General features: G+C 47.6%; 22 protein-coding genes. 7 read left to right on the forward strand and 15 right to left on the reverse strand.

The features are described 5' to 3' along the window. Positions 1–16 precede the first annotated feature (16 nt). The gene (locus H8S80_RS26930) at positions 17–1,351 is read right to left on the reverse strand and encodes an ABC transporter substrate-binding protein (protein ID WP_117632940.1); all 1,335 of its coding nucleotides are present in this window, start codon (positions 1,349–1,351) and stop codon (positions 17–19) included. Positions 1,352–1,559: 208 nt separating this feature from the next. Between H8S80_RS26930 and H8S80_RS26935 the strand changes: the two genes are divergently transcribed. From H8S80_RS26935 to H8S80_RS26945, 3 genes are all read left to right on the forward strand, one after another. Then, complete coding sequence (locus tag H8S80_RS26935; protein ID WP_117632939.1) at positions 1,560–3,353, forward strand: cache domain-containing sensor histidine kinase; 1,794 nt, start codon at positions 1,560–1,562, stop codon at positions 3,351–3,353. 6 nt (positions 3,354–3,359) lie between these two features. Beyond that, positions 3,360–4,403 (forward strand): response regulator transcription factor, encoded by a 1,044-nt coding sequence (locus H8S80_RS26940; protein WP_117632938.1) that lies wholly within the window; start codon positions 3,360–3,362, stop codon positions 4,401–4,403. Positions 4,404–4,521: 118 nt separating this feature from the next. Continuing rightward, positions 4,522–5,346 carry a GNAT family N-acetyltransferase gene (locus H8S80_RS26945; RefSeq protein WP_117632937.1) on the forward strand — a complete coding sequence of 275 codons (825 nt, stop codon included), beginning with the start codon at positions 4,522–4,524 and terminating at the stop codon, positions 5,344–5,346. A gap of 119 nt (positions 5,347–5,465) precedes the next feature. Here the strand turns inward: H8S80_RS26945 and atpC are convergent, their stop codons facing one another. The 10 genes from atpC to H8S80_RS26995 all read right to left on the reverse strand — a co-directional run bounded on the left by atpC (position 5,466) and on the right by H8S80_RS26995 (position 13,689). Beyond that, complete coding sequence (atpC, locus tag H8S80_RS26950) at positions 5,466–5,882, reverse strand: ATP synthase F1 subunit epsilon (protein ID WP_002605329.1); 417 nt, start codon at positions 5,880–5,882, stop codon at positions 5,466–5,468. 12 nt (positions 5,883–5,894) lie between these two features. After that, complete coding sequence (gene atpD / locus H8S80_RS26955) at positions 5,895–7,301, reverse strand: F0F1 ATP synthase subunit beta (protein ID WP_002605330.1); 1,407 nt, start codon at positions 7,299–7,301, stop codon at positions 5,895–5,897. A gap of 38 nt (positions 7,302–7,339) precedes the next feature. Further along, positions 7,340–8,239: an ATP synthase F1 subunit gamma gene (atpG, locus tag H8S80_RS26960; protein WP_025531734.1), complete on the reverse strand. Its 900-nt coding sequence runs from the start codon at positions 8,237–8,239 to the stop codon at positions 7,340–7,342. A gap of 58 nt (positions 8,240–8,297) precedes the next feature. Then, positions 8,298–9,815 carry a F0F1 ATP synthase subunit alpha gene (gene atpA, locus H8S80_RS26965; protein WP_002605332.1) on the reverse strand — a complete coding sequence of 506 codons (1,518 nt, stop codon included), beginning with the start codon at positions 9,813–9,815 and terminating at the stop codon, positions 8,298–8,300. 5 nt (positions 9,816–9,820) lie between these two features. Further along, on the reverse strand, positions 9,821–10,324 hold the full coding sequence (gene atpH / locus H8S80_RS26970) for an ATP synthase F1 subunit delta (protein ID WP_117632936.1): 504 nt from the start codon (positions 10,322–10,324) through the stop codon (positions 9,821–9,823). Continuing rightward, complete coding sequence (atpF, locus tag H8S80_RS26975) at positions 10,305–10,805, reverse strand: F0F1 ATP synthase subunit B (protein ID WP_025531730.1); 501 nt, start codon at positions 10,803–10,805, stop codon at positions 10,305–10,307. The genes atpH and atpF overlap by 20 nt, the downstream gene beginning before the upstream one ends. Positions 10,806–10,856: 51 nt before the next feature. Beyond that, positions 10,857–11,075: an ATP synthase F0 subunit C gene (gene atpE / locus H8S80_RS26980; protein ID WP_002605335.1), complete on the reverse strand. Its 219-nt coding sequence runs from the start codon at positions 11,073–11,075 to the stop codon at positions 10,857–10,859. 53 nt (positions 11,076–11,128) lie between these two features. Further along, positions 11,129–11,791 carry a F0F1 ATP synthase subunit A gene (locus tag H8S80_RS26985; RefSeq protein WP_002605336.1) on the reverse strand — a complete coding sequence of 221 codons (663 nt, stop codon included), beginning with the start codon at positions 11,789–11,791 and terminating at the stop codon, positions 11,129–11,131. Between the two features lie 512 nt (positions 11,792–12,303). Continuing rightward, positions 12,304–13,512, reverse strand: coding sequence for an RtcB family protein (locus tag H8S80_RS26990; RefSeq protein ID WP_117632935.1), 1,209 nt, complete (start codon positions 13,510–13,512; stop codon positions 12,304–12,306). 9 nt (positions 13,513–13,521) lie between these two features. Further along, complete coding sequence (locus H8S80_RS26995; protein WP_002605338.1) at positions 13,522–13,689, reverse strand: hypothetical protein; 168 nt, start codon at positions 13,687–13,689, stop codon at positions 13,522–13,524. A 910-nt stretch (positions 13,690–14,599) separates the two neighbouring features. Between H8S80_RS26995 and H8S80_RS27000 the strand changes: the two genes are divergently transcribed. Continuing rightward, positions 14,600–15,403: an alpha/beta hydrolase gene (locus H8S80_RS27000; protein WP_117632934.1), complete on the forward strand. Its 804-nt coding sequence runs from the start codon at positions 14,600–14,602 to the stop codon at positions 15,401–15,403. Positions 15,404–15,496: 93 nt separating this feature from the next. On the opposite strand, the gene H8S80_RS27005 is transcribed toward H8S80_RS27000, so the two are convergent. Together H8S80_RS27005 and H8S80_RS27010 are read right to left on the reverse strand one after the other, a co-directional pair. After that, positions 15,497–16,753 (reverse strand): metal-dependent hydrolase family protein, encoded by a 1,257-nt coding sequence (locus H8S80_RS27005; protein WP_002605340.1) that lies wholly within the window; start codon positions 16,751–16,753, stop codon positions 15,497–15,499. A 29-nt stretch (positions 16,754–16,782) separates the two neighbouring features. After that, positions 16,783–18,207, reverse strand: coding sequence for an APC family permease (locus H8S80_RS27010; protein WP_117632933.1), 1,425 nt, complete (start codon positions 18,205–18,207; stop codon positions 16,783–16,785). Between the two features lie 179 nt (positions 18,208–18,386). On the opposite strand from H8S80_RS27010, the gene H8S80_RS27015 reads away from it, so the two are divergent. Both H8S80_RS27015 and H8S80_RS27020 read left to right on the forward strand, forming a co-directional pair. Further along, on the forward strand, positions 18,387–19,100 hold the full coding sequence (locus H8S80_RS27015; RefSeq protein ID WP_002605342.1) for a LytR/AlgR family response regulator transcription factor: 714 nt from the start codon (positions 18,387–18,389) through the stop codon (positions 19,098–19,100). Then, a complete protein-coding gene (locus tag H8S80_RS27020; protein ID WP_025531257.1) occupies positions 19,097–20,407 on the forward strand; it encodes a sensor histidine kinase in 1,311 nt (436 codons plus the stop codon). The genes H8S80_RS27015 and H8S80_RS27020 overlap by 4 nt, the downstream gene beginning before the upstream one ends. A gap of 105 nt (positions 20,408–20,512) precedes the next feature. Here the strand turns inward: H8S80_RS27020 and H8S80_RS27025 are convergent, their stop codons facing one another. Both H8S80_RS27025 and H8S80_RS27030 read right to left on the reverse strand, forming a co-directional pair. Next, positions 20,513–21,760 carry an Nramp family divalent metal transporter gene (locus H8S80_RS27025; protein WP_118033229.1) on the reverse strand — a complete coding sequence of 416 codons (1,248 nt, stop codon included), beginning with the start codon at positions 21,758–21,760 and terminating at the stop codon, positions 20,513–20,515. 153 nt (positions 21,761–21,913) lie between these two features. Beyond that, positions 21,914–22,885 carry a dihydrodipicolinate synthase family protein gene (locus H8S80_RS27030; protein WP_002605345.1) on the reverse strand — a complete coding sequence of 324 codons (972 nt, stop codon included), beginning with the start codon at positions 22,883–22,885 and terminating at the stop codon, positions 21,914–21,916. Between the two features lie 502 nt (positions 22,886–23,387). Between H8S80_RS27030 and H8S80_RS27035 the strand changes: the two genes are divergently transcribed. After that, the gene (locus H8S80_RS27035) at positions 23,388–24,383 is read left to right on the forward strand and encodes a LacI family DNA-binding transcriptional regulator (protein WP_002605346.1); all 996 of its coding nucleotides are present in this window, start codon (positions 23,388–23,390) and stop codon (positions 24,381–24,383) included. The last annotated feature ends 13 nt before the right edge of the window (positions 24,384–24,396 follow it).

The raw sequence follows: 24,396 nt of genomic DNA on the forward strand, positions 1-24,396 counted from the left end.
TGGTATTTATTCTATTTTATTTTGAAATTCCCGAAAAATCTTTATCAAGCATTGAAATAAGTCCTTCTGCTCCGATTTCCGGCGTTGCAGCAAACAGCTGCAAGTCACTCTCAAACTTGGATTTATATTCTCCGCTAAAATAAGGATAACTGTCCTTACTAACCACCTTGCCAGATTCTATAATTGCATTCATGTCCACAAAAATTGGATCCAGATCCGTTGTTTCCACTGGTATAATCGTAGGCACTTTTGCATTTTCATACCATTGCCGGACTCCTTCTGCTGATGTCAGATGTTCCATGAACTTCATTACCTCATCTGGATGCTTTGTCTGTGCACTAACCATAAATGCCGTATCTACTCCGATTGGCAGTGTATTTTCCTCTTCCTGGTCCGACCAGGGAGTTGTAAAGAAGCCAAAATTTCCATCTGGATTATTTTTTCTTATGTCTCCAATTGCCCAGGAACCGGTAATGCACATAGGATACTTCCCGCTGGCGAATAATTGGTTGGCTCTCGAAGCATCTGTTCCAAGATCGTCATCTCTTTTAGCGGATAATCGGGCGGCGTAAATGTCAGCCTGTAGTTTAAACATTGGATAATCGCTGAATTTCTTCTCTCCATTTTGTATCTTTTCATAAAACTTCTCATCCTCTTTTGCCACCATACTCCCAAAAGAACTATCAAAATCCACACGAGGATAAATATTATCTTTATAAGCTCTTACAAAAGGAACTACGCCCTGTTCTTCAAATGTCCTGATAATCTCATTAAACTCGCTTAAAGTTGTCGGCGCCTTCAGCTGATATTCATCGAACATATCTTTATTGTAAAATACGCCAGCAATAGATCTGTCTACCGGAACACCATAGACTTTTTCACCTACACTTACCATCGCCTTATCCACTTCCGACAGGTTATCAAGACACTTCTGCCCTGTTAAGTCAAGAACCTGTCCGGCTTCTGCCAGTTGAATAAACTGAGAAGGTTTCCCCATAAAAATATCCGGTGCGTCGCCTGCTGCAATTTTCGTTTGCAGCGAAGATGCAAACTGTGCCCATGGCGTAACTGCCTGCACCTCAATTTCAATATCAGGGTACTGTTCTGTTACGGACTGTACCCATGCATCGATTCCACTCCTCTTTGTCTCTTCAGCTGCATAATGCATGAGCACAAGCTTAACTTTCTCATCGGTCTTTGACTCTCCTGCGGAAGAACTTTTTTCTTCTGTTGATTGTTTCTGAGTACTCTCGCTTTGAGCCATTTCCTGTTTGGGTTCTTCTGATGACCCGCATGCAGTAAGTGCTAAAGCCGCCATGACCATGAGCATCATTTTTTTCTGTTTTCTCATAACATATCCCTCCTATTCAAATAATGCCGCACATAATTTGTTGTATTTATAGTATATTTGTTTTTTATTTTCATTACTATATATGTAATTCTATATTTTATTAGTTATTTTTAGATTTTAATTGACATATAAACGACTTTCACTTCTATTATTGACTTTCTATCCCTATCCGGGTATTCTAAAAACATAAAAGCAGGAGGAAACGCATATGTCCAAGTTCATAACATGGTATTTAAATCTAAAGTTCAAACAAAAACTGCTGCTTTCCTTCCTTGTTATTATTTTTCTCACAACGCTCTGTATCAGCGGTACCAATTATGCTGTAAGCAATTTGTTAATTACTCGCTATGTATCTGATTACTCCATTGCGATTTCCAGTCAGATTGCTTCTAATTTTGCTTCCCAAGTCGATAATATTGAGGAGACAAACTTTATAAAATATCAGAATGACGGTGCCTTTAATGAGATTCTCCCTGTCTCTGACTATACGCCGATTCAAAACCGCTTGTCATACCAGTCCGCCGTTGACAATCTCCTCTATTCTACCGATTACTATAAAAGCATTGCTTTCCTGGATCTAAATAATCATTTGTATACCGCCGGATCCAATCTTCTATCTGATCAAAGTTTAGACTATTTTACAAACGAGGCTCCCGAAATAAAAAAATCATGGGGACAATGCGTGTGGGACAGCTGTCCAAACGGAAACCTGTTATTAAAACGGGCTCTCTATCACCTTCCTACCGGTACGTATATCGGCTGCCTCTTTGTAGAAATAGACAGGGATTACCTGGTTAAAGTATATGAACAGTCGATTGACCGCTATGGCGGAAGTGTTGTAATATTCAGCCTGGATCGTAAGCCTATGATCTCTGACCATGACACGTTCGAGCAAATCGCTCTGGAGGCAGTATCCAGCTCTGCCAAAGCTGAGAATCACACGGTGAGAATGAATGGAGAAACGTATACCGCCGCCGTATACAATACTCCTGATGGGCAGTGGATTCTTACTCATATTGTTTCCCTTTCTCAGCTGACCGGTAAACTTCATGTAATCGGATATTGGATACTTTTTATAGGCTTTGCTGTATTTGCATTGGCTGTTGTCCTTGCCTTCCTGATTTCCGGCAATATCTCTCAAAATTTAAAGCTGCTCACAGACAGCATGAAACAATTCTCCAACGGAAATTTTGATGAACAGATCGTACCGGCCAGTCACGATGAATTTGCAATCATTGCGGATAATTTCAATACAATGGGTCAAAAAATAAAAACGCTGATGAGGGAAGTTACTTTGGAACAAAAGCAAAAACAGCAGATTGAGTACCAGATGCTTGAGTTCCAATATAATGCCCTTCAAGCACGTTTGAACCCCCATTTTCTTTATAATATTCTGGATTCTATCAGCAGTCTGGCCAAACTTAGAGATGAATATGATATCAGTGACTGGATCTGTCTGCTCAGTGACATGCTGAGAGAAAGCATTGGGCAAAAAAAGCGCCTGATTCCACTGGATGAAGAAATATCCTATGTCAGGAAATATACGACTCTGTATCAAATGATGTATCGGGAGCGTGTAACCTTTATTTATAAATCGGATCCCTCGCTTTCTTTCATACCAGTTCCGGCATTTATCCTTCAACCCATAGTAGAAAATGCCATTGTTCATGGAATTGAAGGAATTTCAAGACACGGTGTCATTCATATTTGCAGTTTTAGTCAGGATGATACTCTGATCCTGGAGGTGAGTGATAATGGGCACGGTATGTCTCAGGATATAATTGAAATGATTTTAAATTCCAGATACTCATCGGAAGCCTCAGGTTCTCCATCGCATACCAAAGTAGGTCTCGTAACCGTTCTGGATCGCATCCGCCTTCTGTACGGCCCGGAATATGGCATTCGTATTCAATCCGTTCAGGAAGAGGGAACCCGGATTCGGATCATCCTGCCTATTGCTACTACTTTATATCATGACCACAGTACAGAAGACCAGGAGTGATTGAATATGTACAAAATAGTTATTATTGATGATAATGAACTGACTCGCAGATCAATTGCCAAAACAATAAAGCGGCGGCTGCCCGACTGCTCGGTGGTTGGCGATGCCTCCGACGGGCGGGAAGGTTTAAGCTGCATACAGTCTGTATGTCCCGATATTATTATCAGCGATATCAAAATGCCGGATCTGGATGGCCTATCCATGGTGCGCATGGTCCAGTCAGCCCTGCCGGCAACTCAGATTATATTTATCACCGGTTATCAGGACTTCGAAAATGCCCATGCGGCCATCAGACTGCATGCCTGTGCCTTCCTGTTAAAACCAATACATGACAGTCAGCTTTTAGAGGCAATTGCGCTTGCAAAGGATGAGATTCAAAAAAATGCGCCCTCCATGATACAGGGTTTTCAGGAACTCGGTCTTCTTTTACAGCAAAATGCCACGGAAGCATTTGAGGAGAAATTGTCTTCTATATACAGAAAAGCCATTTATCTAGTGCAAAAAGCCCCCGATGATTCCTCCGATATACTGCTTAACTGTATGCGTCAGGTCTGTTCCATTATCCTGCACTACTTCTGGAATCTGGCACCGCAAAAAATTAACCTCGATCAGGAAACCACGGATCTGTATCACTTTACCCAGGTTCCAGACAGTGAGGCGGAATGGTCCGCTTTTCTTATGGGCTACTCTAACCGGCTTCGTCTATTTGCAGTAAGAGAACAACAAAATTACAGCCTTATAATTACCCATGTTTTACAGTATCTCGAAAGCCATTATCAGCAGGATCTCAGCCTTTCAGAAGTTGCAAAGGTTGTTTCAGTTAATCCCTCCTATTTAAGTTCTCTGATTAAAAAGGAGACAGGAAAAAATTTTATAGATATAATTATTGAAGCCCGGCTGGAACACGCAAAAAAACTTCTGCAAAATCCTTGTCATAGAATTAATGAAGTCGCTGATTTATCCGGATTTAAAGATTATGCTTATTTCTATCAAACCTTTAAAAAACATGTGGGACTCTCTCCCAAGGAATATCGAAACCAGTTTCTATAATTTTATTATAATAAGTGGACAACACCTGCCACTTGGAAAATTTTTCCTCCTCTGCTATACTAATACCATCACGTTCTGTTTGCATCTGACATTCAGTCTGAGGAGGGAAAATTTATTTATGAAAAAACTTACTGCTTCACATTTTAACGATGCCATGGCCTATGCCCTTCTGGAACCGGAATTCAACCTCTTCCTGATCGGGGATTTGGAAAACTATGGTCTGGAGTCGGAAAACGTCTCCGTGTACACGGCCGACACCTGGACAGGGGGGACACTTCCCTACTTTATTCTGAATTACAGGAACAATTTCCTGTTCTACAGTCATACCACAGACTACAACAAGGCTGAAGTCGCCGGATTTCTCTCCGGTTTCCAGATGCGCAACTTAAGCGGAAAGCGGGAACTGATCGAGCCACTGATACCGCTCTTAAAGGGTCTTGAGCTGGTTCCCACATATCTGGCAAGGCTTGACCGGCCGGCCATCCCCGATGATCCGGCTTTTCCTGCAAGGCGCCTTGTCCCTGATGATATCGATGCTATCTACGCACTGTTAAAACAGATCGATGAATTTTTCTCCATGCGGAGTAAGACGGAGGAGGAAAACCGGGAAGATATTCTGAGTTCCATGACCAACGAAGGTCGGATGTACGGGGTCTTTGAAGATGGGACACTTGCAGCCGTAGCCGGAACCTCAGCTGAAAACTCCATGTCGGCCATGATCGTCAGCGTTGCGACTCTGCCCGAATACAGAGGCCGCGGATACGCCACCCGGCTGGTAAACCGTTTATGCCGGGACTGTCTGGCGGACGGCATGAAATTCCTCTGCCTCTTCTATGATAACCCGGAGGCCGGCGCCATCTACCGCAAGATCGGTTTTAAGGAACTGGGGCAGTATGCTATGGTAAGAAGTATTGAAAGTATTAAAAGTATTGATACCCATTGAGAAATAAGAGAAGATGCATGCCGCCTGGCTGCTGCCGGGTATAGAAAAAGCTTCCGCAAAAGCACCGCCCGTCAAACATTACGTTTGCCCGGTGCCTTTGCAGAAGCTTTCTCTATTTATTAAATCTCATACTTATGCTTCAGCCTCAGCCTCGCCAGCGACCTCGCCAGCGACGCCTCGAAATGCGAATGTTCCTGGATGCTCTTACTCTGTCTGAGCTGCTCCTCGGCCCTCTCCCTGGCCTCCTCGGCACGCCTCTCGTCAATATCCTCAGGACGTTCCGCAGTATCCACCAGAAGGGTGACACGGTTGTTGATAATCTGTACAAAACCATCGCCTACCACGCCGTTAATCCATTCGCCGCTTTCATTCATCAGTCTCATCTCGCCGATCGTAACTGCAATTACCATGTCCTCATGGTGCGGCAGAACCTCTTTTTCTCCATCTAACAGGGGGATGATGAGCTTCTGGCACGGCCCCTTAAAGAACACCTTGTCAGTTGCAATAATCTGCAGAAAAAATGTATTTGCGCTCACAGGCCCTCACCTCTATCTGCCTTCCTCGGCTCCTAATGTCTTCGCCTTCTCGATTACCTCGTCGATCGTTCCCACGTTAAAGAACGCCGCCTCCGGATACTGGTCCATCTCACCTTCTACGATGGCCTTAAAGCCCCGCACCGTCTCCTTCAAAGGAACGTACTTTCCGGCAACGCCGGTGAAGTTCTCCGCTACGGAGAATGGCTGGGATAAGAATTTCTGGATCTTTCTGGCACGGTTTACTGTGGTCTTATCCTCATCGCCCAGCTCCTCCATTCCGAGGATTGCGATGATGTCCTGAAGCTCTCTGTATTTCTGAAGTGTCTCCTGAACCATTCTGGCCACCTCATAGTGTTCCTCGCCTACCACATCCGGTTCCAGAATACGGGAGTTGGATTCCAGCGGATCAACCGCCGGGTAAATACCCTGTTCCACGATCTTTCTCGAAAGAACCGTCGTCGCATCCAGATGGGCAAAGGTAGTCGCCGGAGCCGGATCCGTCAAGTCATCGGCCGGCACGTAAACCGCCTGAACCGAAGTAACAGAACCGTTCTTGGTGGAGGTAATTCTTTCCTGTAACTCGCCCATCTCCGTGGCCAGTGTCGGCTGGTAGCCAACAGCGGACGGCATACGTCCGAGCAGCGCAGACACCTCGGAACCGGCCTGAACGAAACGGAAGATGTTGTCGATGAACAGCAGTACGTTTTTATGCTCCTGATCACGGAAGTATTCCGCCATGGTAAGTCCCGTCTCCGCTACTCGCATACGGGCTCCCGGCGGCTCATTCATCTGACCGAATACCAGGGCCGTTTTCTCGATAACGCCGGACTCTCCCATCTCGGTCCATAAGTCATTACCTTCACGGGAACGCTCTCCAACACCGGTAAAAATGGAATATCCGCCATGCTCTGTTGCAATGTTATGAATCAGCTCCTGAATGAGGACCGTCTTGCCTACACCGGCGCCTCCAAACAGACCGATCTTTCCGCCCTTTGCATAGGGGGCCAGAAGGTCAATAACCTTGATTCCCGTCTCCAGGATCTCCGCTACCGGGCTCTGTTCCTCAAATGACGGCGGATCCCTGTGGATGACCCATTTCTCGCCTTCCTTTAACGGTTCGCCGTTGTCAATCGTCTCACCCAGGACGTTAAAAAGGCGTCCCAGTGTCTGCTCGCCGACAGGAACCCTGATTCCCGAACCGGTGGCCGTTACTTCCATATCTCTGCAGAGTCCTTCGCTGGAAGCAAGCATAATGCAGCGAACGGTATTATTTCCCAGATGCTGGGAAACTTCCATTACACAGCGTTTTCCGTCATTATCTACCTCAAGGGCGTCCTTAATGCACGGCAGCTCCACGCCTTCCTCGAACTCTACGTCTACAACAGGCCCTAAAACCTGCACGATTTTTCCTTTATTCATAATCTGTTTCTCACAGTTGTGAGGACTCCTCCTCTCTGTTATTTTTTCTTCTTCTTTTTTTGGGCCTTGGCTCCGCTGATTACCTCGGTGATCTCCTGGGTAATGGCAGCCTGGCGGACCCGGTTATAGGTGATTGCCAGTTCATCCAGCATATCCTGCGCACTCTTCGTGGCAGCCTGCATGGCCATCATTCTGGAATTCTGCTCGCTGGAGTAGGATTCCACCAGACCGCCATAGATAAATCCGGCTATATAGTTTGGTACGATGGCATCGATCACCGCCTTGGGCGATGGCTTCATCGTGATTTCCTCCAGATGGATGTCGATCGGTATGCCCTGGGGCACGCTGAAATTAGACTTCGGAAGCGGTAAAAGCTGCGTAATCTCGGCCTCCATCTTCATTGCATTGACCATTCTGGTATAAATCATGTATACCTCATCCAGTTTCCCGGACAGGAAATAATCCACGATTTTCTCCTCAATGATCCTCGCCCGGCTCATATTCGGGTTTTGCACCGTATACCGGAAATCCTGTTCTACCGGAATCCCCTTTCTCACAAAATACTGCTGGCCCAGCTCACCGACCACGAACAGCATGGGATTTCCTCCCTTGTCGATCTGTTCCTGCACCATCTTGAATACGTTGTGATTGTATGCGCCCGCAAGGCCTTTGTCCGCGGTTACCACGATATACCCGATCTTCTTGTCTTCCGGCTTAATCTGCGGCCTCGTATCGAAATAAGGGTCCTCTATCTCCGGTGTATGCCTGACAATTCGGGAAATGGTCCTCTGGAGCGCATAGAAATAGGGTTCTGTATCGGTTAAGTTTTTTCTGGCCTTTTTAAGCTTTGACGAGGAAATCGTATACATCGCATTCGTAATCTTCATCGTACTCTTGATACTGTTCATCCTGCTTTGTATCTCTCTCGCATTTGCCATATCTTACACCTGCTTCTGTTTATTTGTTTCAGTCCGCATTTCGAGTTTGCAGATCAACTCAAAATGACGCCATCGTGTTCTGTTTAAATTCTTTCACGCCGTCTAAAATGCTCTGCTTCAGCTCGTCGGAAAGAACTTTCTTCTCTTCGATCTCCTTCACGATTTCCGGATGCTTCTGCTCAAAGAATGCCAGCATTTCCTTCTGGAAACCCTTGATCTTTGACACTTCCACATCGAGAAGAAGCCGGTTATTGGCGGCTACCAGGCTGATGACCTGATCGTGTAAGCTCATCGGATGGCAGAGCGGCTGCTTTAACATCTCTGTCAGTCCCTTGCCATACTGGATCATCTCCTTCGTCGCCGGATCGAGGTCCGAACTGAACTGGGTAAATACTTCCATCTCACGGCACTGGGCCAGGTCGATACGAAGGCTTCCTGCCGCCTTCTTCATGGCCTTTGTCTGAGCTGCGCCGCCGACACGGGATACGGAAAGTCCCACGTTGACCGCAGGTCTCATACCGGAGAAGAATAAGTCACTCTCCAGGAATATCTGTCCGTCCGTGATGGAGATAACGTTTGTCGGAATATATGCCGAAACATCTCCGGCCTGTGTCTCAATAATCGGCAGCGCCGTAATAGAACCGCCGCCCTTTTCCTCACTCAGTCTGCTGGATCTCTCCAGAAGCCTGGAATGCAGATAGAACACGTCGCCCGGATATGCCTCACGTCCCGGGGAACGCTCAAGGAGTAAAGACAGCGCACGGTAAGCAACCGCATGTTTCGACAAATCGTCGTAAACGATCAGCACATCTTTTCCCTGATACATAAAGTACTCTGCCAGCGCCGTTCCGGAATAGGGAGCGATATACTGAAGCGGAGCCGGTTCACTGGCTGCTGAGGACAGAACAATGGTATAATCCATGGCTCCATACTGGCTTAATGTATTGACCATCTTCGCAACGGTGGAAGCCTTCTGGCCTACCGCCACGTAGATGCAGATCGTATCTTTGCCCTTCTGATTTAAAATGGCATCGATGGCAATCGAGGTTTTACCGGTCTGACGGTCGCCGATGATCAGCTCACGCTGGCCGCGGCCGATGGGGAACATGGAGTCAATTGCCAGGATTCCCGTCTCCATAGGTACCGAAACACTCTTTCTGTCAATGATACCAGGCGCCTCATTCTCGATCGGGCGGTAGTCGTCGGACTTGATGTCACCTTTCCCGTCGATTGCTGCACCCAATGCGTTGACAACTCTTCCTATATAAGCGTCGCCAACCGGGATACCGGCACGTTTCTTTGTTCTCGTAACCTTGCATCCCTCTTTAATCTCTCTATCTGAACCAAACAGGATACAACCGATGTCGTCCCGTCTGATATCCTGTACCATACCTTTTACACCGTTATCAAAGATAACGATTTCGCCGTACATGGCGTGGTCAATTCCATAAATCGTCGCGATTCCGTCACCGATTCCGATGACCGTGCCGACCTCCTGGTCTCTTGCATGTACGTCATAATCTTCAATCTCGCTTCTTAAGATGGAGATAATCTCATCTGAATTGATTGAACCCACGCTTCTCACCTCCGCATCAATATTTGCTCTAACTGTTTCATACGTCCTTTTATACTCCAGTCTGTCTCCATATCGCCGGTGCGGATCACAAATCCTCCGCCCAGACTGGAATCCTTAACAAGGCGGAGTTCCACATCCTGTTTCTGGTATTTCTTCATCAGCATCTGCTTAATTTTCTTAAGCTGCTCTGCGTCCGGCTCCGTCACATAATACAACGTTGCTCGCAGACTGCCTTCCTGTTCGCATGCATAGGCATGGTACGCTTCGAATACATCTTCGACCTCGCCCATGTCCTGATGTCCACAGAGCACCTTAAGAAAATTCCTCAGCTCTGCTGGAAATACCCGGTCAATGACGCGGTTTTTTTCGCTTTTTTTCACCACAGGGCTTACGAGGGCTTCCTTAAGCTGGGGAACCTCGCGAAACAGCACCTCCGCTTCTTCCACTATTTCCTTTGGAACCTTCAATTCGTAAAGCACCTGTCCGTAATTATTTGCTGCCTGCGTCATGAGAATCACCTGCTTCTGCTATATACTGGTCGTAGAGTGCCTGGTTCTTCCTATCGTCCATCTCGCCCTGCACAACCTTTGCCGCTGCTGCAAGTACCAGACCTGCAATCTGCGCTTCCGCTTCCCTCATTGCCTTTTCCTGGTCCGCATTCGCCGTCTTGTGGGCATTTTCGATAATTCTATCCGCCTGCTCTCCGGCTTCTTTTATCATGCGCTCCTGTACAGTCTTCGCCTCTGCCTTTGCCTCTTCCACAAGCTTCTTTCCTTCTTCCGCCGACGCCGCCAGCTTCTCTTCATACTGGCTTTTAAGCTCGGACGCCTGGGACTCGGATGCCCTCGCATTTGTGATGCTTTGATCCACCATAGTCTGGCGTTTGTTCATGATATCCATCACTGGCTTAATCAGAAAATGCTTGAGCAGAAGATACAGGACGATGACATTGACGATGTTCCACACAAGGTTAAAATCCAAACGTAACATCGAATTCGCCTGCCTTTCTATCTATATTCTTAACTTTCCGTCTGTCAGGCATTATTTTAAGAATAAGATGATTAACAGAGCGATAACAAAACCGTAAATAGCAGTTGCCTCTGCAAGAGCACAACCAAGTAATAAAGCCTTGCTGATCTTGCCTTCTGCCTCAGGCTGTCTTGCGATTGCGTCTACTGCCTTTGAAGTTGCCAGACCAATACCTACACCTGCACCTACACCTGTTAAAACTGCGATACCTGCACCAATAGCTGTTAACATAATAAATATCTCCTTTTCTCTTTTTAATTGTTTTGATTACTCCAACACTTTGGTTACTCCACTGCTTCTTTGATAAAGAGGGCAGTTAAGAATACGAATACATACGCCTGAATGAGTCCGTCAAAGATGTCAAAATACATGCTGAACGGAATCGGTATGATTGGCGCTACGAGCTGCTTAATCAGCTCCATGACTACAAACGAACCAAGCACGTTGCCAAAAAGACGCATACATAAAGACAACGGTTTAATAAAGATTTCCAGAATATTGATCGGAGCGATAATCGCTACCGGTTCTGCAAAGCTTTTTACCCATCCCTTAAGTCCCTTCTTATGGAAGCCCGCATATTCAATTAATACGATGCTCATAAGGGCAAGTGCCGCAGTCGCATTCAAGTCCTTGGTTGGTGGTTTGAAGCCGATTAAACCGATCAGATTCGCAACGCCGATGTAGATGGCTATGGATATCAGATACGGAATATATCTGCGCCCTTCTTCTCCAACCAGATCATCAAAGAATTTGTAAATGCCGCCGATTGCCACTTCCAGCGCCAGCTGCTTCTTCCCAGGATTCTCCACCTTTAAATTTCTCACCAGGCAGATGGAAAGTATGGTCAGCACCGCCATGATAATCCACGACACCACTACGGATTCAGCGATAGGAATTCCACCAAATACCGGAATGGTAAATACCGTTTCGCAGTTAAGTTCTTCCATTAACCTCTCTGCTAAGTCCTCCGTAATGCTCACTTCCTTTCTTCAAGACTCTCTAATACTATTATAATACTTGTACTGATATTTGTACATTAAGTATACCGTGTATCATACTTGCATCTGCAACAATTGTCAACTTTTCCGCCGCTTCTTAACAAATCGTTAATGAGACTAATTGTTTGAACATTTGGAACAATTTTCCCGGAGTTATTTCTGAAATTCTTATTAAATTTTTAAGGAAAATATGAAGGAATTATGAACTTTATTAATTTGAACCCCAATTTTCTTAATTTTATACCAAAAATCATTTCAGTATTTTGTGAAATTTGACCGTGTTTTTTTTATGTTTTTTATTTCCATCGTCATTACTACCTAAACGTTAAGTTAATATTCTGCAAATGATAGATAAAAAGGCTATCCCCATGGGACAGCCTTTTATTTTGACCATCAAAACTTACAAATGGCTCATCTATGTTTTTTATAATATTTCCGAAAAACTCTTCCTATTAAATAGCTTATTCTCCTGCCTTAAAGTTATAAATTGGTTTTATCACCTGAAGAATTTTTACCGTGGAATCGATGTACTTGACGATATCATCCATGGCCTTGTAAGCCATGGGACACTCGTCCAGAGTTTCTGCGCCCACCGACGTCGTATAGATTCCCTTCATCTCCTGTTCGAACTCGGCCACTGTGAACGCCTTTTTCGCCGCTCTCCGGCTCATCAGACGGCCAGCACCGTGAGGCGCGGACCAGTTCCACTCCTCATTGCCCTTTCCCACACAGATCAGGCTTCCTTCCTTCATGTTGATGGGAATGAGAAGTTTTTCTCCATTCCGTGCGGATACGGCTCCTTTTCTCAGGATCATGGCTTTCGTATCGATGTAGTTATGAATCGTCGTAAAGCTTTCCTCCACGGTCAGGCCCATTCCGCTTACAATCTCGTCCATCATGGCCTTTCTGTTTAAAAGGGCGAAGTGCTGGACCAGCTTCATATCGTGAATGTAGTCCTCCATCTGCTGACCGCTTACGTATGCCAGCTCCCTGGGAACCGTGGTCTCACCGGACGCATGCAGCGCCTTGACAGCTGCCTCAATCTCTCCCTGCCGCCCCTGGGCCTTGTACGATTCGATCATCTGATTAATGGTTTTACGTGACGGCTCCTTTAAGCTCTTATACGCCAGATCCTGATAAAAACCGGCTGTCTCCAGCCCCAGATGGCGGCTTCCCGAATGGATGACAAGATAAATATTGCCGTCCTCATCCTGATCCGCCTCTATAAAGTGATTGCCGCCCCCAAGGGTGCCCATGCTTTTCTCCGCGCGTTCCAGATTGACAGCGCCTTGCTCCAGGCATTTAAGCTTCTTTAAGTCAGCCTCACCGTAATAGGGATGGGTCTTCTCCCTCACCAGGAATCCGGCCGGAATCCGCTCATGAATCAGCGTGTCCAGCCTCTTTAGGTCGAGCCGGCGCTCCCGGATACGGACTGTCTCCATCCCGCATCCGATATCCACCCCAACAAGATTCGGTACCACCCTGTCATGGATCGTCATGGTCGTACCGATCGTACAGCCGGCGCCCGCGTGGACATCCGGCATAATCCGGATCCTGGCGTCCGCCGCAAATTCCATGTCGCATAACTGTTTAATCTGCTGGAGCGCCATGTCTTCTGCCACATCGGTATAAACAATGGCCTCATTGTACTTTCCTTTTACCGTTTTCATCGGTTTCCTCTATGCCCTCTTTCCCGTTACCACTTTGCTTTTTTTACCGATTTTAACGCCCGATGCTTTATACTGGCTGCATCCGGCGCAGCATCCCTTTTTATCTGCATGAAGCCCTCTGGCGCATATGCCAAAGCCCATATAGTAAAGACATACTTCTTCTTTAACCTGTCTCATTGTAATCCCTCCTGAAATTTATATATTAATCTGTTTTTTATGAATATAGATGAATAAGGAGTCCGGCGATCCGGACTCTCGCGCCGGAGCGCGGTCGCTTCAGCGGCCATACTTCCTTAGCGCGGAGTGCGCATCCTCCCGGAGGGTTTTTATTTCACAGGAAGAACTTTCCTGTGAAATAAAAAAAGAGCCTTCCGGCTCTCCCAACGTCTTTAAATATTTCTGTCCTTATCTCGTTCTCTGATCCTGCCGCTAAAATCCAGTTATTTTAGGCAGCCGGATATCAAATACTTCCTGTAATCCCTGTGCTCCCGCCTGGATTTCTGTAGAGTTTACTTAGGACTCTTCACATTCCTCCGGTTGGACATCAGGTGATTTCTTCGCCTCCTATTGGCGAACGATCAGGATGGACCATATTAAGACTAAGCCTGTCGGCTGTCGGTTGAAACCGTATGATATCATCTGTATGCAGCTGTATTATATTTTGTGACTGTATAAACTGGTTTTGTATAAAGAATGAATAGCCGCGTCTCATCGCAGGTCCTCCTTTCTCTTTTCTTTCGATTACAGTATTCCTCACCATTATGGCTCTTCGAATACTCTATCATGGAAGGTTATGGAATGCAAGGGTATGACTGGAAGTGTAAGGATTATGTAAGGATTCCTATTACAGTTCAACATTCAGAAGCAGATTCCCCCACTTCTGAATGCTAAAGCCTCCGGCGGATGTGCAGAGCGCCACAGTGTATTTTGTCATGCGGGGCATGACGGGCGCTCGCACCAATTCGCCGAGGCGAATTGATAAAGATACGCCCGGAATTGGAATGAGGTCTTTCACGAACCTGCCGTTTATGGTATGATGGATGCATAGCAAAAACAGAATATTCAACTATTATTAAGGAGGTTTCTTATGGGAGAAATGATTTCTTCATTTGACGGAACAAGGCTTTACTTTAACAGAGAAGTGCCGGAACAGGCAAGAGCTGCTGCCGTCATTGTACATGGACTCTGCGAGCACCAGGGGCGGTATGATTATCTCGCAGATCTTTTCCATCAGGCAGGCATCGCTACATACAGGTTCGACCACAGGGGGCATGGCCGTTCCGAAGGGGAGCGCACGTATTATGAAGATTTTAACGAGCTTTTAGATGATACCAATGTAATCGTGGACATGGCTATTGCAGAAAATCCCGATCTGCCGGTCTTCTTAATTGGCCACAGTATGGGTGGGTTCACAGTTGCGCTATACGGTGCAAAATATCCGGATAAGAGGCTGCGCGGCCTGATCACCAGCGGCGCTCTGACGAAGGACAACGGCGGCCTGATTACCGGCGTTCCGAAGGACTTGGATCCGCACACCCTGCTTCCCAATGAGCTGGGCGCAGGTGTCTGCTCCGTAGCCGAGGTCGTAGACTGGTACGGAAAGGATCCCTATAACACAAAGACCTTTACCACAGGCCTGTGCTACGCCATCTGCGGCGGTCTCGACTGGTTTAACGGCGCTGTCAAGGACTTTACCTATCCGGTCCTCATGCTTCATGGAGAAAAAGACGGTCTCGTAAGTGTAAAAGATACTTATGATTTCTTTGCTGAGGCACCGTCCAAAGATAAACAGATGAAAATTTACGGCGGACTCTTCCATGAGATCTTTAATGAATACTGCCGGGATGAAGTAATCGGAGATGCGGTCCACTGGATCGAGAAGAGAATTTAAGGCAGGGCAGGTCAGCCCTCTAACAGCAAAAGCCCGCAGAATACGGTGCCGCACACGCGGCCGCCGTATTCTGCGGGCTCTCTGTTTCTGTATTTAGTGGCGTTTTACGAAACGTCCTTCTTTCATGATAACCTTCATGTTCTCCACACAGATATTTCTGATATTCTCCAGCGGGTTGCCGTCGATAACCAGTAAATCAGCGCTCTTGCCTTCTTCCAGAGTACCCGTTACGTCTGCAACCTTCAGCATCTCAGCGCCTACCTTGGTAGCGGCAACGATGGTATCCATCTCGCTGATGCCTGCGCACTCTACGAAGGAGTACATCTCGCCCATGGCGGTATAGCCGTATGGTGTCAGGCTGGAGCAGAAGGAGTCGGAACCGATGGTTAAGCCGATGCCCTTGTCTTTTGCTCTTCTAAGGTTTGCGTAAACACGGTTAAGTTCCTTCTCAACCACATCCTTGCCCGGGAACTTGTCATGGATTTCCGGTACGTATGTCGGCGGATATGTCTTGAACCACTCATGTAAGAACTGAATTGTCGGGCAGAAGTAGATGCCTTTTTCCGCCATGATATCGAGACACTCGTCATTTAAAGCCTGGCCATGGATGATCAGATGAACGCCGGCCTTTGCACAGTCTAATGCGCCGCCGAAGCCTTCACAGTGAGCCCATACCGGGATTCCTACCATATTGCACTCGTCTACGACTGCCTGGATTTCTTCCATGCAGTAATGCTGATCCAGCTTCTGATCCCAGCGCCAGATTCCGCCGCCGGTTGCCCAGATCTTGATGGCGTCCGGGTTATCACGCAGTCTTCTTCTCACTGCTTTTCTTAAATCCCACGGTCCGTCGATACGCTCAGCCCACGGATGGCCTAAATCGTTATGCTCTTTTAAGAGCTTATGGGAATCGCCATGGCCTGCTGTACGGCAGAATCCAAGTCCTGTACCGACAACACGCGGTCCTTCCATGATTCCGGCTTCCACCATATCACGGATTGCAAGTCCGTTGCGTCCGATCTCACCAACTGTGGTAAGACCTGTCTCCAGACATTCATGCGCCTGCTGAACAGCTACAACTGCCTTCTGCTCAACGCTCTCCAGTACCCAGTCACTGTCATCATCCGTTAAGTTACCGGAGAAATGCAGATGTGTATCAATTAAACCAGGCATAATTGTCTTTCCTGAAACATCTACGATTTCATACTCCGGACTAAATTCTTTTCCAGCACCCGCATAGGCGACTTTTCCGTCTTTTACCAGAACCAGGGAATCCTTAATTGGTTCTGCACCGGTACCATCGATCAGCAGTCCGCCGACAAATGCGGTATCTTTTAATTCTTTCTTCATGATAAAACCTCCTTTAATTTTTAGATATATTATTTTTTCTGTGAAAACATTTTTAAGATGAGGCCAACTACCAGCCAGCCCGCTACGATCAGCCACTCTACCGGCTTTAAGGCCGCCGGGCTCATCGGAATAACCATTAATGCAATAATGATGGAACCGGCCAGGCAGGCGGCTCCGATTCCCAGCTTGCCGCCGGGTACCTTATACGGTCTCGGAAGATCCGGTTCCGTCGTTCTCATACGCAGACAGGCGAAGCTCACCATGGTGCAGGAGAAAATAAATGCCAGCGCGGATACATTGGTCAGCGGAACCAGCATTTTCTTGCCCAGGAACGGTCCGACTATGGTTAAGCAGGCAAGAAGCATGTTGGCCATTTTCGGCGCACCGCTTTTCGGATCGATTTCAGCGAATTTCTCCGGGAGCTGACCCTTTCGTCCCATAGCCAGCATGATTCGGCTGGTGGCGCCATAGAAGGAGTTCATCGGTCCCATCGGCCCCAGGGTTGCGATTACCAGCATAATGACATACAGGAACATGTTGATGTCTCTTAAGCAGGCCAGAGCCGGCACGGAGCTCTTTACAAAATCGGACCACGGAATAATAGTTCCGAAGGAATAGATACAGATCATATAGAAGCCGCCGGCAGCCAAAAGCGCCATGCTGATTACCTTGCCAAACTTATTCCAGTCGAGGCCTTCCGCCGCTTCCTCCGCCTGCTGCGGAATCGTATCAAATCCCGCATAGAAGAACGGTGTCATAACAAGGACGGACACAATTCCGGCAAACATATTTGTCGCGCTTGTCGAAGTACCGGCTCCATCCACCTGTCCGAAGGCAGGTAAAATATTGTGCGGGCCGCCTTTTACAAAAGAAATGGCCATGGCCAGAAGCATGCCGCCCAGCAGCGCCTTTGTTAAGAACGCCTGCAGCTTGGCCGCGGAGCTTGCACCCTTAAAGTTTAAGAAGATAACGTAGCACGCAAAGCCCAGAGCGATGATTGTCGGGAACAGATACACATCGGCCCCCATAATCGTATAGAGCTTTACGGAGCGAAGAAACGGCAGCATATCGCCGAACATATCAGAAACCAGTGTGGAGATTGCGATTGCCTCCCACGGACACAGGATTCCGTTTCCAAGTGCCAGGAACCAGCCCGTTATGTATGAAACGTTTTTGCCGAAGGTTCTGTCCACGTACTCGACGATACCTCCGGATATCGGTATTGCCGCCGTCAGTTCCCCGAACACTGCGCCAATCGGAAGCAGAAATAACGCACCGATGAAAAATGCAATCATTGCAGCGATCGGACCGCCGCCGATAATCATCCAGTCACCAACCAAGAGCACCCAGCCCGTCCCGATGATCGCGCCGAAACCTATTGTGAAGTAGTTCCAGATGGATAGGGTTTTCTGCATACCCGTTCCTTCCGGAGCTGTCTGTTTGGAACCAGCCATAGAATTAATTCCCCCTTTTATTTGGTATATGTGTCACTTGACAAATGCCATTTTAACTCTTATGATTTTATAGTCAATTATCTGTGCAGAAAAGACATTTTTCATGTCAGAAACGGCACCTGATTTAGCTATTTTTAATCTGTTCGCACCGGCGGACGGATTCGGAAAGGGGAAGCCTTATGTATAAAGTTGCAATATGTGATGACAATCCGGCAGACTTGCAGTTAATAACGGATTATCTGACAGAACCTGAATTTCACTATCCGCTGGAGCTGTCCTCCTTCCACGACGGAGTAGAGCTGGCGCAGGCATATAAAAAGGAAGGACAGTACGACTTAATCATCCTCGATATGATGATGGACCGGTTAAATGGGATCGAAACTGCCTTGAAGATACGGAAAGTGGATCAGAATGTGGCCATTCTCATCGTGACGGCAACTGTGGAATACGCCATCGAGGGCTATAAGATCAATGCGGCCCGCTACATTGTCAAACCGGTATCAAAGCCGGAATTTCAGAAAATTACAAAGAACCTATTCGCCTCCATCGATAAAAAGAGGGGGGCTTATTACCATTTTCCCAGCAAGAGCGGGACTACCGTCATATCCATGGAAGATATCTTCTATTTTGAATCAGATATCCGGTCTATCCACATCTCCTCCAGACAGGGCGACTATACCTTTACCGGACGGATCAGCGCCGTCGAGGAGCAGACGGAAGGCCATGGCTTTCTCAGGGTCCATAAGAGCTTTATCGTGAACCTGAAGCACGTTCACAACATTTTTAAGGATTCCGTAACGCTGGATAACGGAGAGGTGATTCCCTTAAGCCGCCACCGCCACAGGGAAGTAAACCAGAAATTTTTAGATTATATGGAGGAGCAGATCATATGACGGTCTATTACCAGCTGCTGCTAGACACGATTCTGTCATGTGCCGAGACACTGATTCTGTTTCAGATGTACCGCGCCTTCTTAAGGCGCAACTCCCGCCCCAATAAATACTATTACCTGGGGCTTTTTTCGTATTTCGTTTTTCAGCTTGTCACGTATGCCGGCCGCTGGCCGCTGTTTTCCGCGTGGACCTACTATCTTTTGTTTACGCTTCTGCTGGCCTGCCTCTTTTTCGCGGATGCGCTTCAGATTAAGATCCTCGTGACGTACCTCTTTGTCACCCTGCATTACTCATGCAAGCTGGCCTGTTCCACATTTTTCATGGCGCTAAAGCACGCGGATCTGCCGTCGGTCCCTTCCAATCTGATTCAGAGCCCTCTGTCACAGATTGCGGCCTGCGTCGTCTTTATCCTGTTTACCTGGCTGTTCATCTACTTCCGAAGCATGCGCCGCCACAATAAATACAACCTGTATTCCGCCATCACCTACTTAGCACCGGCCGGAATCCTCTTTATCGTCATACATCAGTTTTATCTGCGGACCATCAACCAGACCGCTCCATTTTATTTATCGGAATCCGGGATTCTCATGTGTACGTCCTTCGCGCTGTTCTATCTGATCGACAAGACCGAGATGATCGACGAGGCCAGCGAGCGGAGTCTGATGGCGTCCAAGCTTCTGGAGCATCAGAAAGATTATTACAAGAGTGTGGAAAAGTCTCAACACGAGGTCGCGGCCATGCGCCACGATCTGAAAAACCATCTGCACTGCATCGCATCCTTCATTGAACTGGAGCAGTATCAGGATGCGCTTCATTACATCGATGAGATTTACACCGATTCCAGGCACCTGTCTTCCACGGTCAACATTGGGAACAATTTGATCAGCATCCTGCTGAACGATGCCAAAGAACGGGCCTCCCTGAACAACATCCGCATGACAGTAAATGTCATGGTTCCGCCTGACTTACCGATTGACAACGTGGACTTATGCATTATTCTGGGAAACTTACTGGACAACGCCCAGGAAGCCTGCTGCCGCATGGAGGGAGACACGGAGGACCGCTTCATTGACGTGGAAATCCTGTTTAAGAAGTCCTTTCTTATTATTAAGGTCACAAACTCTTATAACGGCCAGTACATCCTGAAGGAAAACCAGTATGAAAGTGTTAAAAAAGGCCAGCATTTCTGTGGAATCGGACTCTCCAACGTTCGCACGACGGTGGAAAAGTACGACGGAGAGATGAAGGTTACCCCGAACGAAAAGGAGTTTGTGGTTACGGTGATGTTAATGCTTCTGGGCAGCTGACAAAAAACCAGGGCAGAGAAAACAATTTTCCTGAAACAAGAATTGTTTTCTCTGCCCTGGTTTTCTATTATAGATTTCCGTCATCCCACAGACTGCCTCTCACGATTACAGAAAGAACATCTTCCAGAGAGCGGAGCCCGTCATGATCAGAGCGAAGGCGTAGCTGATCACCATGCAGATCTGAAGTACCCGCGGAGTCTTTAATCCGGCATTAACGTCTTTGCGGAAAATCAGCCGGCAGACAAAGAATCCGCCAAACGGCGTAGCGACCGCAGTTGCGATATTGGCAATGAAAATCAGCTGAGTGGGGGAACCGCCGTAGCTGTAACAGATGACTGCCGCAAAAGCGATGCAAAGGAGGCAGCCCCAGCGGATAAACTTCGTCTCCAGCCCCACCGGCTTATCGATCCCGGCGGCAAGCAGCACCATGCCGCGCTGCGTATTACCAAGCAGTGAGGAAAATCCTGCTGCCAGCAGCGCAATCCCCATGACGACCGGCGCGGCTTTGCCTAAAAATGGAATGAGCAGATCGCCAAGCTGGGCCGGAGCCTTGATTGCCGTTCCTGTCGGATGCAGTACAATCGCGCCGACTAAAACTATCGCCCCTGATATCAGGATGACGGCGGCCACATGGGCGATGGCGTCAGCAAGCATGATTCCGTTGAACAAATCTTCTTTTTTCCACTTCTTTTCAACGCCCAGATACGTTCCGTAAATGCCCGCTGTGATGGCCGCATTGGTGCTTATGTAGGCCAGCGCCGTAGTGAGGCAGCCATCCGCGATCTTCCAGTGGGTAAGCCCCCTGCCAAGCTCTCCCCATGCCGGTCCGCCCGTGGCCGTCAGCGTGGCATAAAAGCAGACGATCATTCCCAGAATACACAGCGTGATCAGCTTTTCCACTTTGGAATAAACCCCTTTGGTGAAATAACACACCAGAATAATGGCTATCATAATAAGAGAGCCCAGCTTCCAGTTCATTCCGAAGATGAGGTTCATACCGGCTCCCGAACCTGTGATATTCCCCATGGTAAAGAACAGGCACGAGAAAAATGTGGCCATGCCAACAATCACTGCCGCCCCTTTTCCATAGTAATGCCGTATTGCATGGATCACCGGCATTCCCGTAAGCATAGAGAGCCGATATGTCGTGAGCATAAATGTGATTCCCATAAATGCGATGGGAATCACCAGCCATATCATGGAATACCCATAGTTGGAGCCCAGCATTGCAGATGTCGTTATGTTTCCGGGTCCGATTACGACCCCCGCCAGAATGATACCCGGACCAATACGTTTTAACAGTTCCAGAATTGATGCTTTTTTGACTTTTGTCTGGTCAAATTCTTCCCCCATATTCTCACCTCTCCTGATAAAAGGCGGCGCCGGCTGCCTCCGGTGCCGCCTTTTTATAATCCTTTCAATTCTCTGATTTTACAACTGGATTCTATTACTGGATTTTATTACTGGATTACATTACTGAATTACATTACTGGATTTCATTACTGATTACTGAAACTGGCTCATGTCCACTTTTTCCATGCCGCTGTTCTTAAGTCCCAGCGCGATCCAGTCCTTCTCTTCCTGGTTCAGCGGGAGCACAGGCTTGCGCATTAAGCCGCTGGAGAATATGCCGCGCTGTACGAGTGCCTCTTTCAGCCGTGCATGGGCCTCGCCGGATGGCTGGCCGCCGCCGTAAATGGCCTGTGAAATGTGAAAGATCCGGTCGGACCAGTCCTGGGCCTCTTTTAATGTGTGCTTTTCCGGATTGGCAAATACCTCGCGGGCCGGGCAGATGATCTCCGGTACACAGCCTGCAAAACCGATTAAGGCGCCGTCCATTCCCGGGAACCAGCTGACACAGAGTGTCTCGTCATGGCATGTAATCAGAGAGATATCCGGGCACTCCTGACGAAGAAGGCGAACGTCGTGCTCATAGATGGAGGTAACACGGGTTCCCATCTTGATGCATTTTACGTGGTCGATTTCCTTACACATCTTAATCAGTGTCCCGACTGGATAGAATGCCTTGCTGGTGGCCGGATAGAGATGAATAATGATGTCGATATCCGCGCCCTCTGCCACGTCCTTCACATACTCAAATGGTGCATCCGCATGCATGCCAAAGCGCAGCCACATGTGAGGGGGCATCAGCAGGATTCCGTCCGCTCCGGCTTCCTTTGCTTCCTTTGCCATCTCAATGGATTCTATGGTATTCTCGCAGTTGATTCCGGAGATAATCGTCATAATATCGCCGCATTCCTCACTGCAGATTTCAACCACACGCTTCCGTTCCGCACGGGAAAGGCCTGTGATCTCGCCTGTATGGCCGTTGCACACCAGTCCCTGGATTCCTTTATTATAGAAAGTCTTCATCCAACGAAGGTAGGCACGAAACTCCGGTTCATTAATTGTATAGTCATCATTTAAAGGTACGGATACTGCCGGGAATACTGTTTTAAAATTTTTTACTTTTGCCATGACTCTATTCTCCTTTTCATTCTATAAGCCTGATCTGTTTTATTCAATTTGCTTTATTCAATCTGTTTTATCCAATTTGTTTATTCGATTTGATTATCATCTGACACAGCGGTCTGCCCCGAAATCTACTTCACCATCGCGCGCTGGTGTTTTGACTTCGTTTGTGCAATCGTTTGTATGTCTGTAGCTCCTTTATACCATACCGCAATGCGGTGGTCAATAGATATGGTCCGACCTGCAATTTATTGCATACGGCCTACAAATAATTGCATAAAGCATAGTATATTTTGTTTATTCCTACAGTTTTTGTGCACAATTACCGTCTTTTTTATAAAACAGACTACGTTACGCTTAAGAGAATGAGGCTTAGATCTTCCTCCGTAATTCTTTTGTATTTCTCCTGTATTTCGCTTGTATTCCGCTTTAATCTGTACTATATTGGTATTATAGGCAAACGATTGTATATGATGTTCTGCAAAATAAATGGAAAAGGATTGATCTTATGGCTACTTTAAAAGATGTTGCAAGACTGGCATGTGTCGATGTAAGCACGGTTTCCCGGGCGCTGAACAATACTTCCTATGTCCATCCGGACACAAAGGCCCGAATCTTCGCGGCCGTGAAGGAATTAAGCTATCAGCCCAACGTTCTCGCCCAGGGACTGCGTCAGGGTAAACGCCATACCATCGGTGTCGTCGTTCCCCGCCTTCATCTGACGCTGTTCGCCGATATTACCCAGAGTATCGAATCGGAATCCCGAAAGCTGGGATATGCGACGCTCATCTGTCACACGGAGGATGACCCGGTCATCGAGAAAGAGTGTTTAAACCGCCTGCGCAATGGTTTCGTGGATGGCATTATCATAGCCGGTACAGGGCGTAACGGCCACCTCCTGCGGGATATTCACGCCGGAGGCATTGCGGTGACCCAGATCGTCCGGAAGCAGGAAGGCAGCATCAGCAGCGTCATCGCCGATTACGACGCCTGCGGCTACGACACCGTCAGATACCTCTATTCCAAGGGCTGCCGGGAAATCGGCCTGATCAACGGCACCACAAGCCTTGCGCCCTACCGGGAGCGCTATAACGGCTATCACCGGGCCATGGAAGAGCTGGGGCTGACAGAAACCTGCGCCACTTCTCCGATGCCGGGCAACAATTTTGAATACGGGTATCAGTGTACAGAAGATCTTCTGAATCAGAATCCGGATCTGGACGCCATTATGGCGGCCGTGGATATTCAGGGGATGGCGGCGATCCGCGCACTAAAAGACAGAAAAATCCGCGTTCCGGAGCAGATCCGGCTGGTAAGCCTAACCGGTCACTCCATTGGCGGACTCTTAGAGACGACCATGACATCGCTGGAGATTCCCGCCCACGAGATGGGCGAAAAAGCGACACATATGGTCATCGATGAGATTGAAGCGCCTTCCGATAATAAACCGAGCGTGCAGCATCTGGTGTTCTCTGCATCGCTGGTGGAGAGGGAAAGCAGCTAAACCGGCCCAGGTT

The sequence above is a fragment of the Hungatella sp. L36 genome (assembly GCF_014288035.1).

What these genes read in the sequence shown, in the direction of transcription:
- H8S80_RS26930 (WP_117632940.1), bottom strand. Translation starts at nt 1,351, where the DNA reads ATGAGAAAACAGAAAAAAATGATGCTCATGGTCATGGCGGCTTTAGCA.
- H8S80_RS26935 (WP_117632939.1), top strand. Translation starts at nt 1,560, where the DNA reads ATGTCCAAGTTCATAACATGGTATTTAAATCTAAAGTTCAAACAAAAA.
- H8S80_RS26940 (WP_117632938.1), top strand. Translation starts at nt 3,360, where the DNA reads ATGTACAAAATAGTTATTATTGATGATAATGAACTGACTCGCAGATCA.
- H8S80_RS26945 (WP_117632937.1), top strand. Translation starts at nt 4,522, where the DNA reads ATGAAAAAACTTACTGCTTCACATTTTAACGATGCCATGGCCTATGCC.
- atpD (WP_002605330.1), bottom strand. Translation starts at nt 7,301, where the DNA reads ATGAATAAAGGAAAAATCGTGCAGGTTTTAGGGCCTGTTGTAGACGTA.
- atpG (WP_025531734.1), bottom strand. Translation starts at nt 8,239, where the DNA reads ATGGCAAATGCGAGAGAGATACAAAGCAGGATGAACAGTATCAAGAGT.
- atpH (WP_117632936.1), bottom strand. Translation starts at nt 10,324, where the DNA reads ATGACGCAGGCAGCAAATAATTACGGACAGGTGCTTTACGAATTGAAG.
- atpF (WP_025531730.1), bottom strand. Translation starts at nt 10,805, where the DNA reads ATGTTACGTTTGGATTTTAACCTTGTGTGGAACATCGTCAATGTCATC.
- atpE (WP_002605335.1), bottom strand. Translation starts at nt 11,075, where the DNA reads ATGTTAACAGCTATTGGTGCAGGTATCGCAGTTTTAACAGGTGTAGGT.
- H8S80_RS26985 (WP_002605336.1), bottom strand. Translation starts at nt 11,791, where the DNA reads ATGGAAGAACTTAACTGCGAAACGGTATTTACCATTCCGGTATTTGGT.
- H8S80_RS26990 (WP_117632935.1), bottom strand. Translation starts at nt 13,512, where the DNA reads ATGAAAACGGTAAAAGGAAAGTACAATGAGGCCATTGTTTATACCGAT.
- H8S80_RS26995 (WP_002605338.1), bottom strand. Translation starts at nt 13,689, where the DNA reads ATGAGACAGGTTAAAGAAGAAGTATGTCTTTACTATATGGGCTTTGGC.
- H8S80_RS27000 (WP_117632934.1), top strand. Translation starts at nt 14,600, where the DNA reads ATGGGAGAAATGATTTCTTCATTTGACGGAACAAGGCTTTACTTTAAC.
- H8S80_RS27005 (WP_002605340.1), bottom strand. Translation starts at nt 16,753, where the DNA reads ATGAAGAAAGAATTAAAAGATACCGCATTTGTCGGCGGACTGCTGATC.
- H8S80_RS27010 (WP_117632933.1), bottom strand. Translation starts at nt 18,207, where the DNA reads ATGGCTGGTTCCAAACAGACAGCTCCGGAAGGAACGGGTATGCAGAAA.
- H8S80_RS27015 (WP_002605342.1), top strand. Translation starts at nt 18,387, where the DNA reads ATGTATAAAGTTGCAATATGTGATGACAATCCGGCAGACTTGCAGTTA.
- H8S80_RS27020 (WP_025531257.1), top strand. Translation starts at nt 19,097, where the DNA reads ATGACGGTCTATTACCAGCTGCTGCTAGACACGATTCTGTCATGTGCC.
- H8S80_RS27025 (WP_118033229.1), bottom strand. Translation starts at nt 21,760, where the DNA reads ATGGGGGAAGAATTTGACCAGACAAAAGTCAAAAAAGCATCAATTCTG.
- H8S80_RS27030 (WP_002605345.1), bottom strand. Translation starts at nt 22,885, where the DNA reads ATGGCAAAAGTAAAAAATTTTAAAACAGTATTCCCGGCAGTATCCGTA.
- H8S80_RS27035 (WP_002605346.1), top strand. Translation starts at nt 23,388, where the DNA reads ATGGCTACTTTAAAAGATGTTGCAAGACTGGCATGTGTCGATGTAAGC.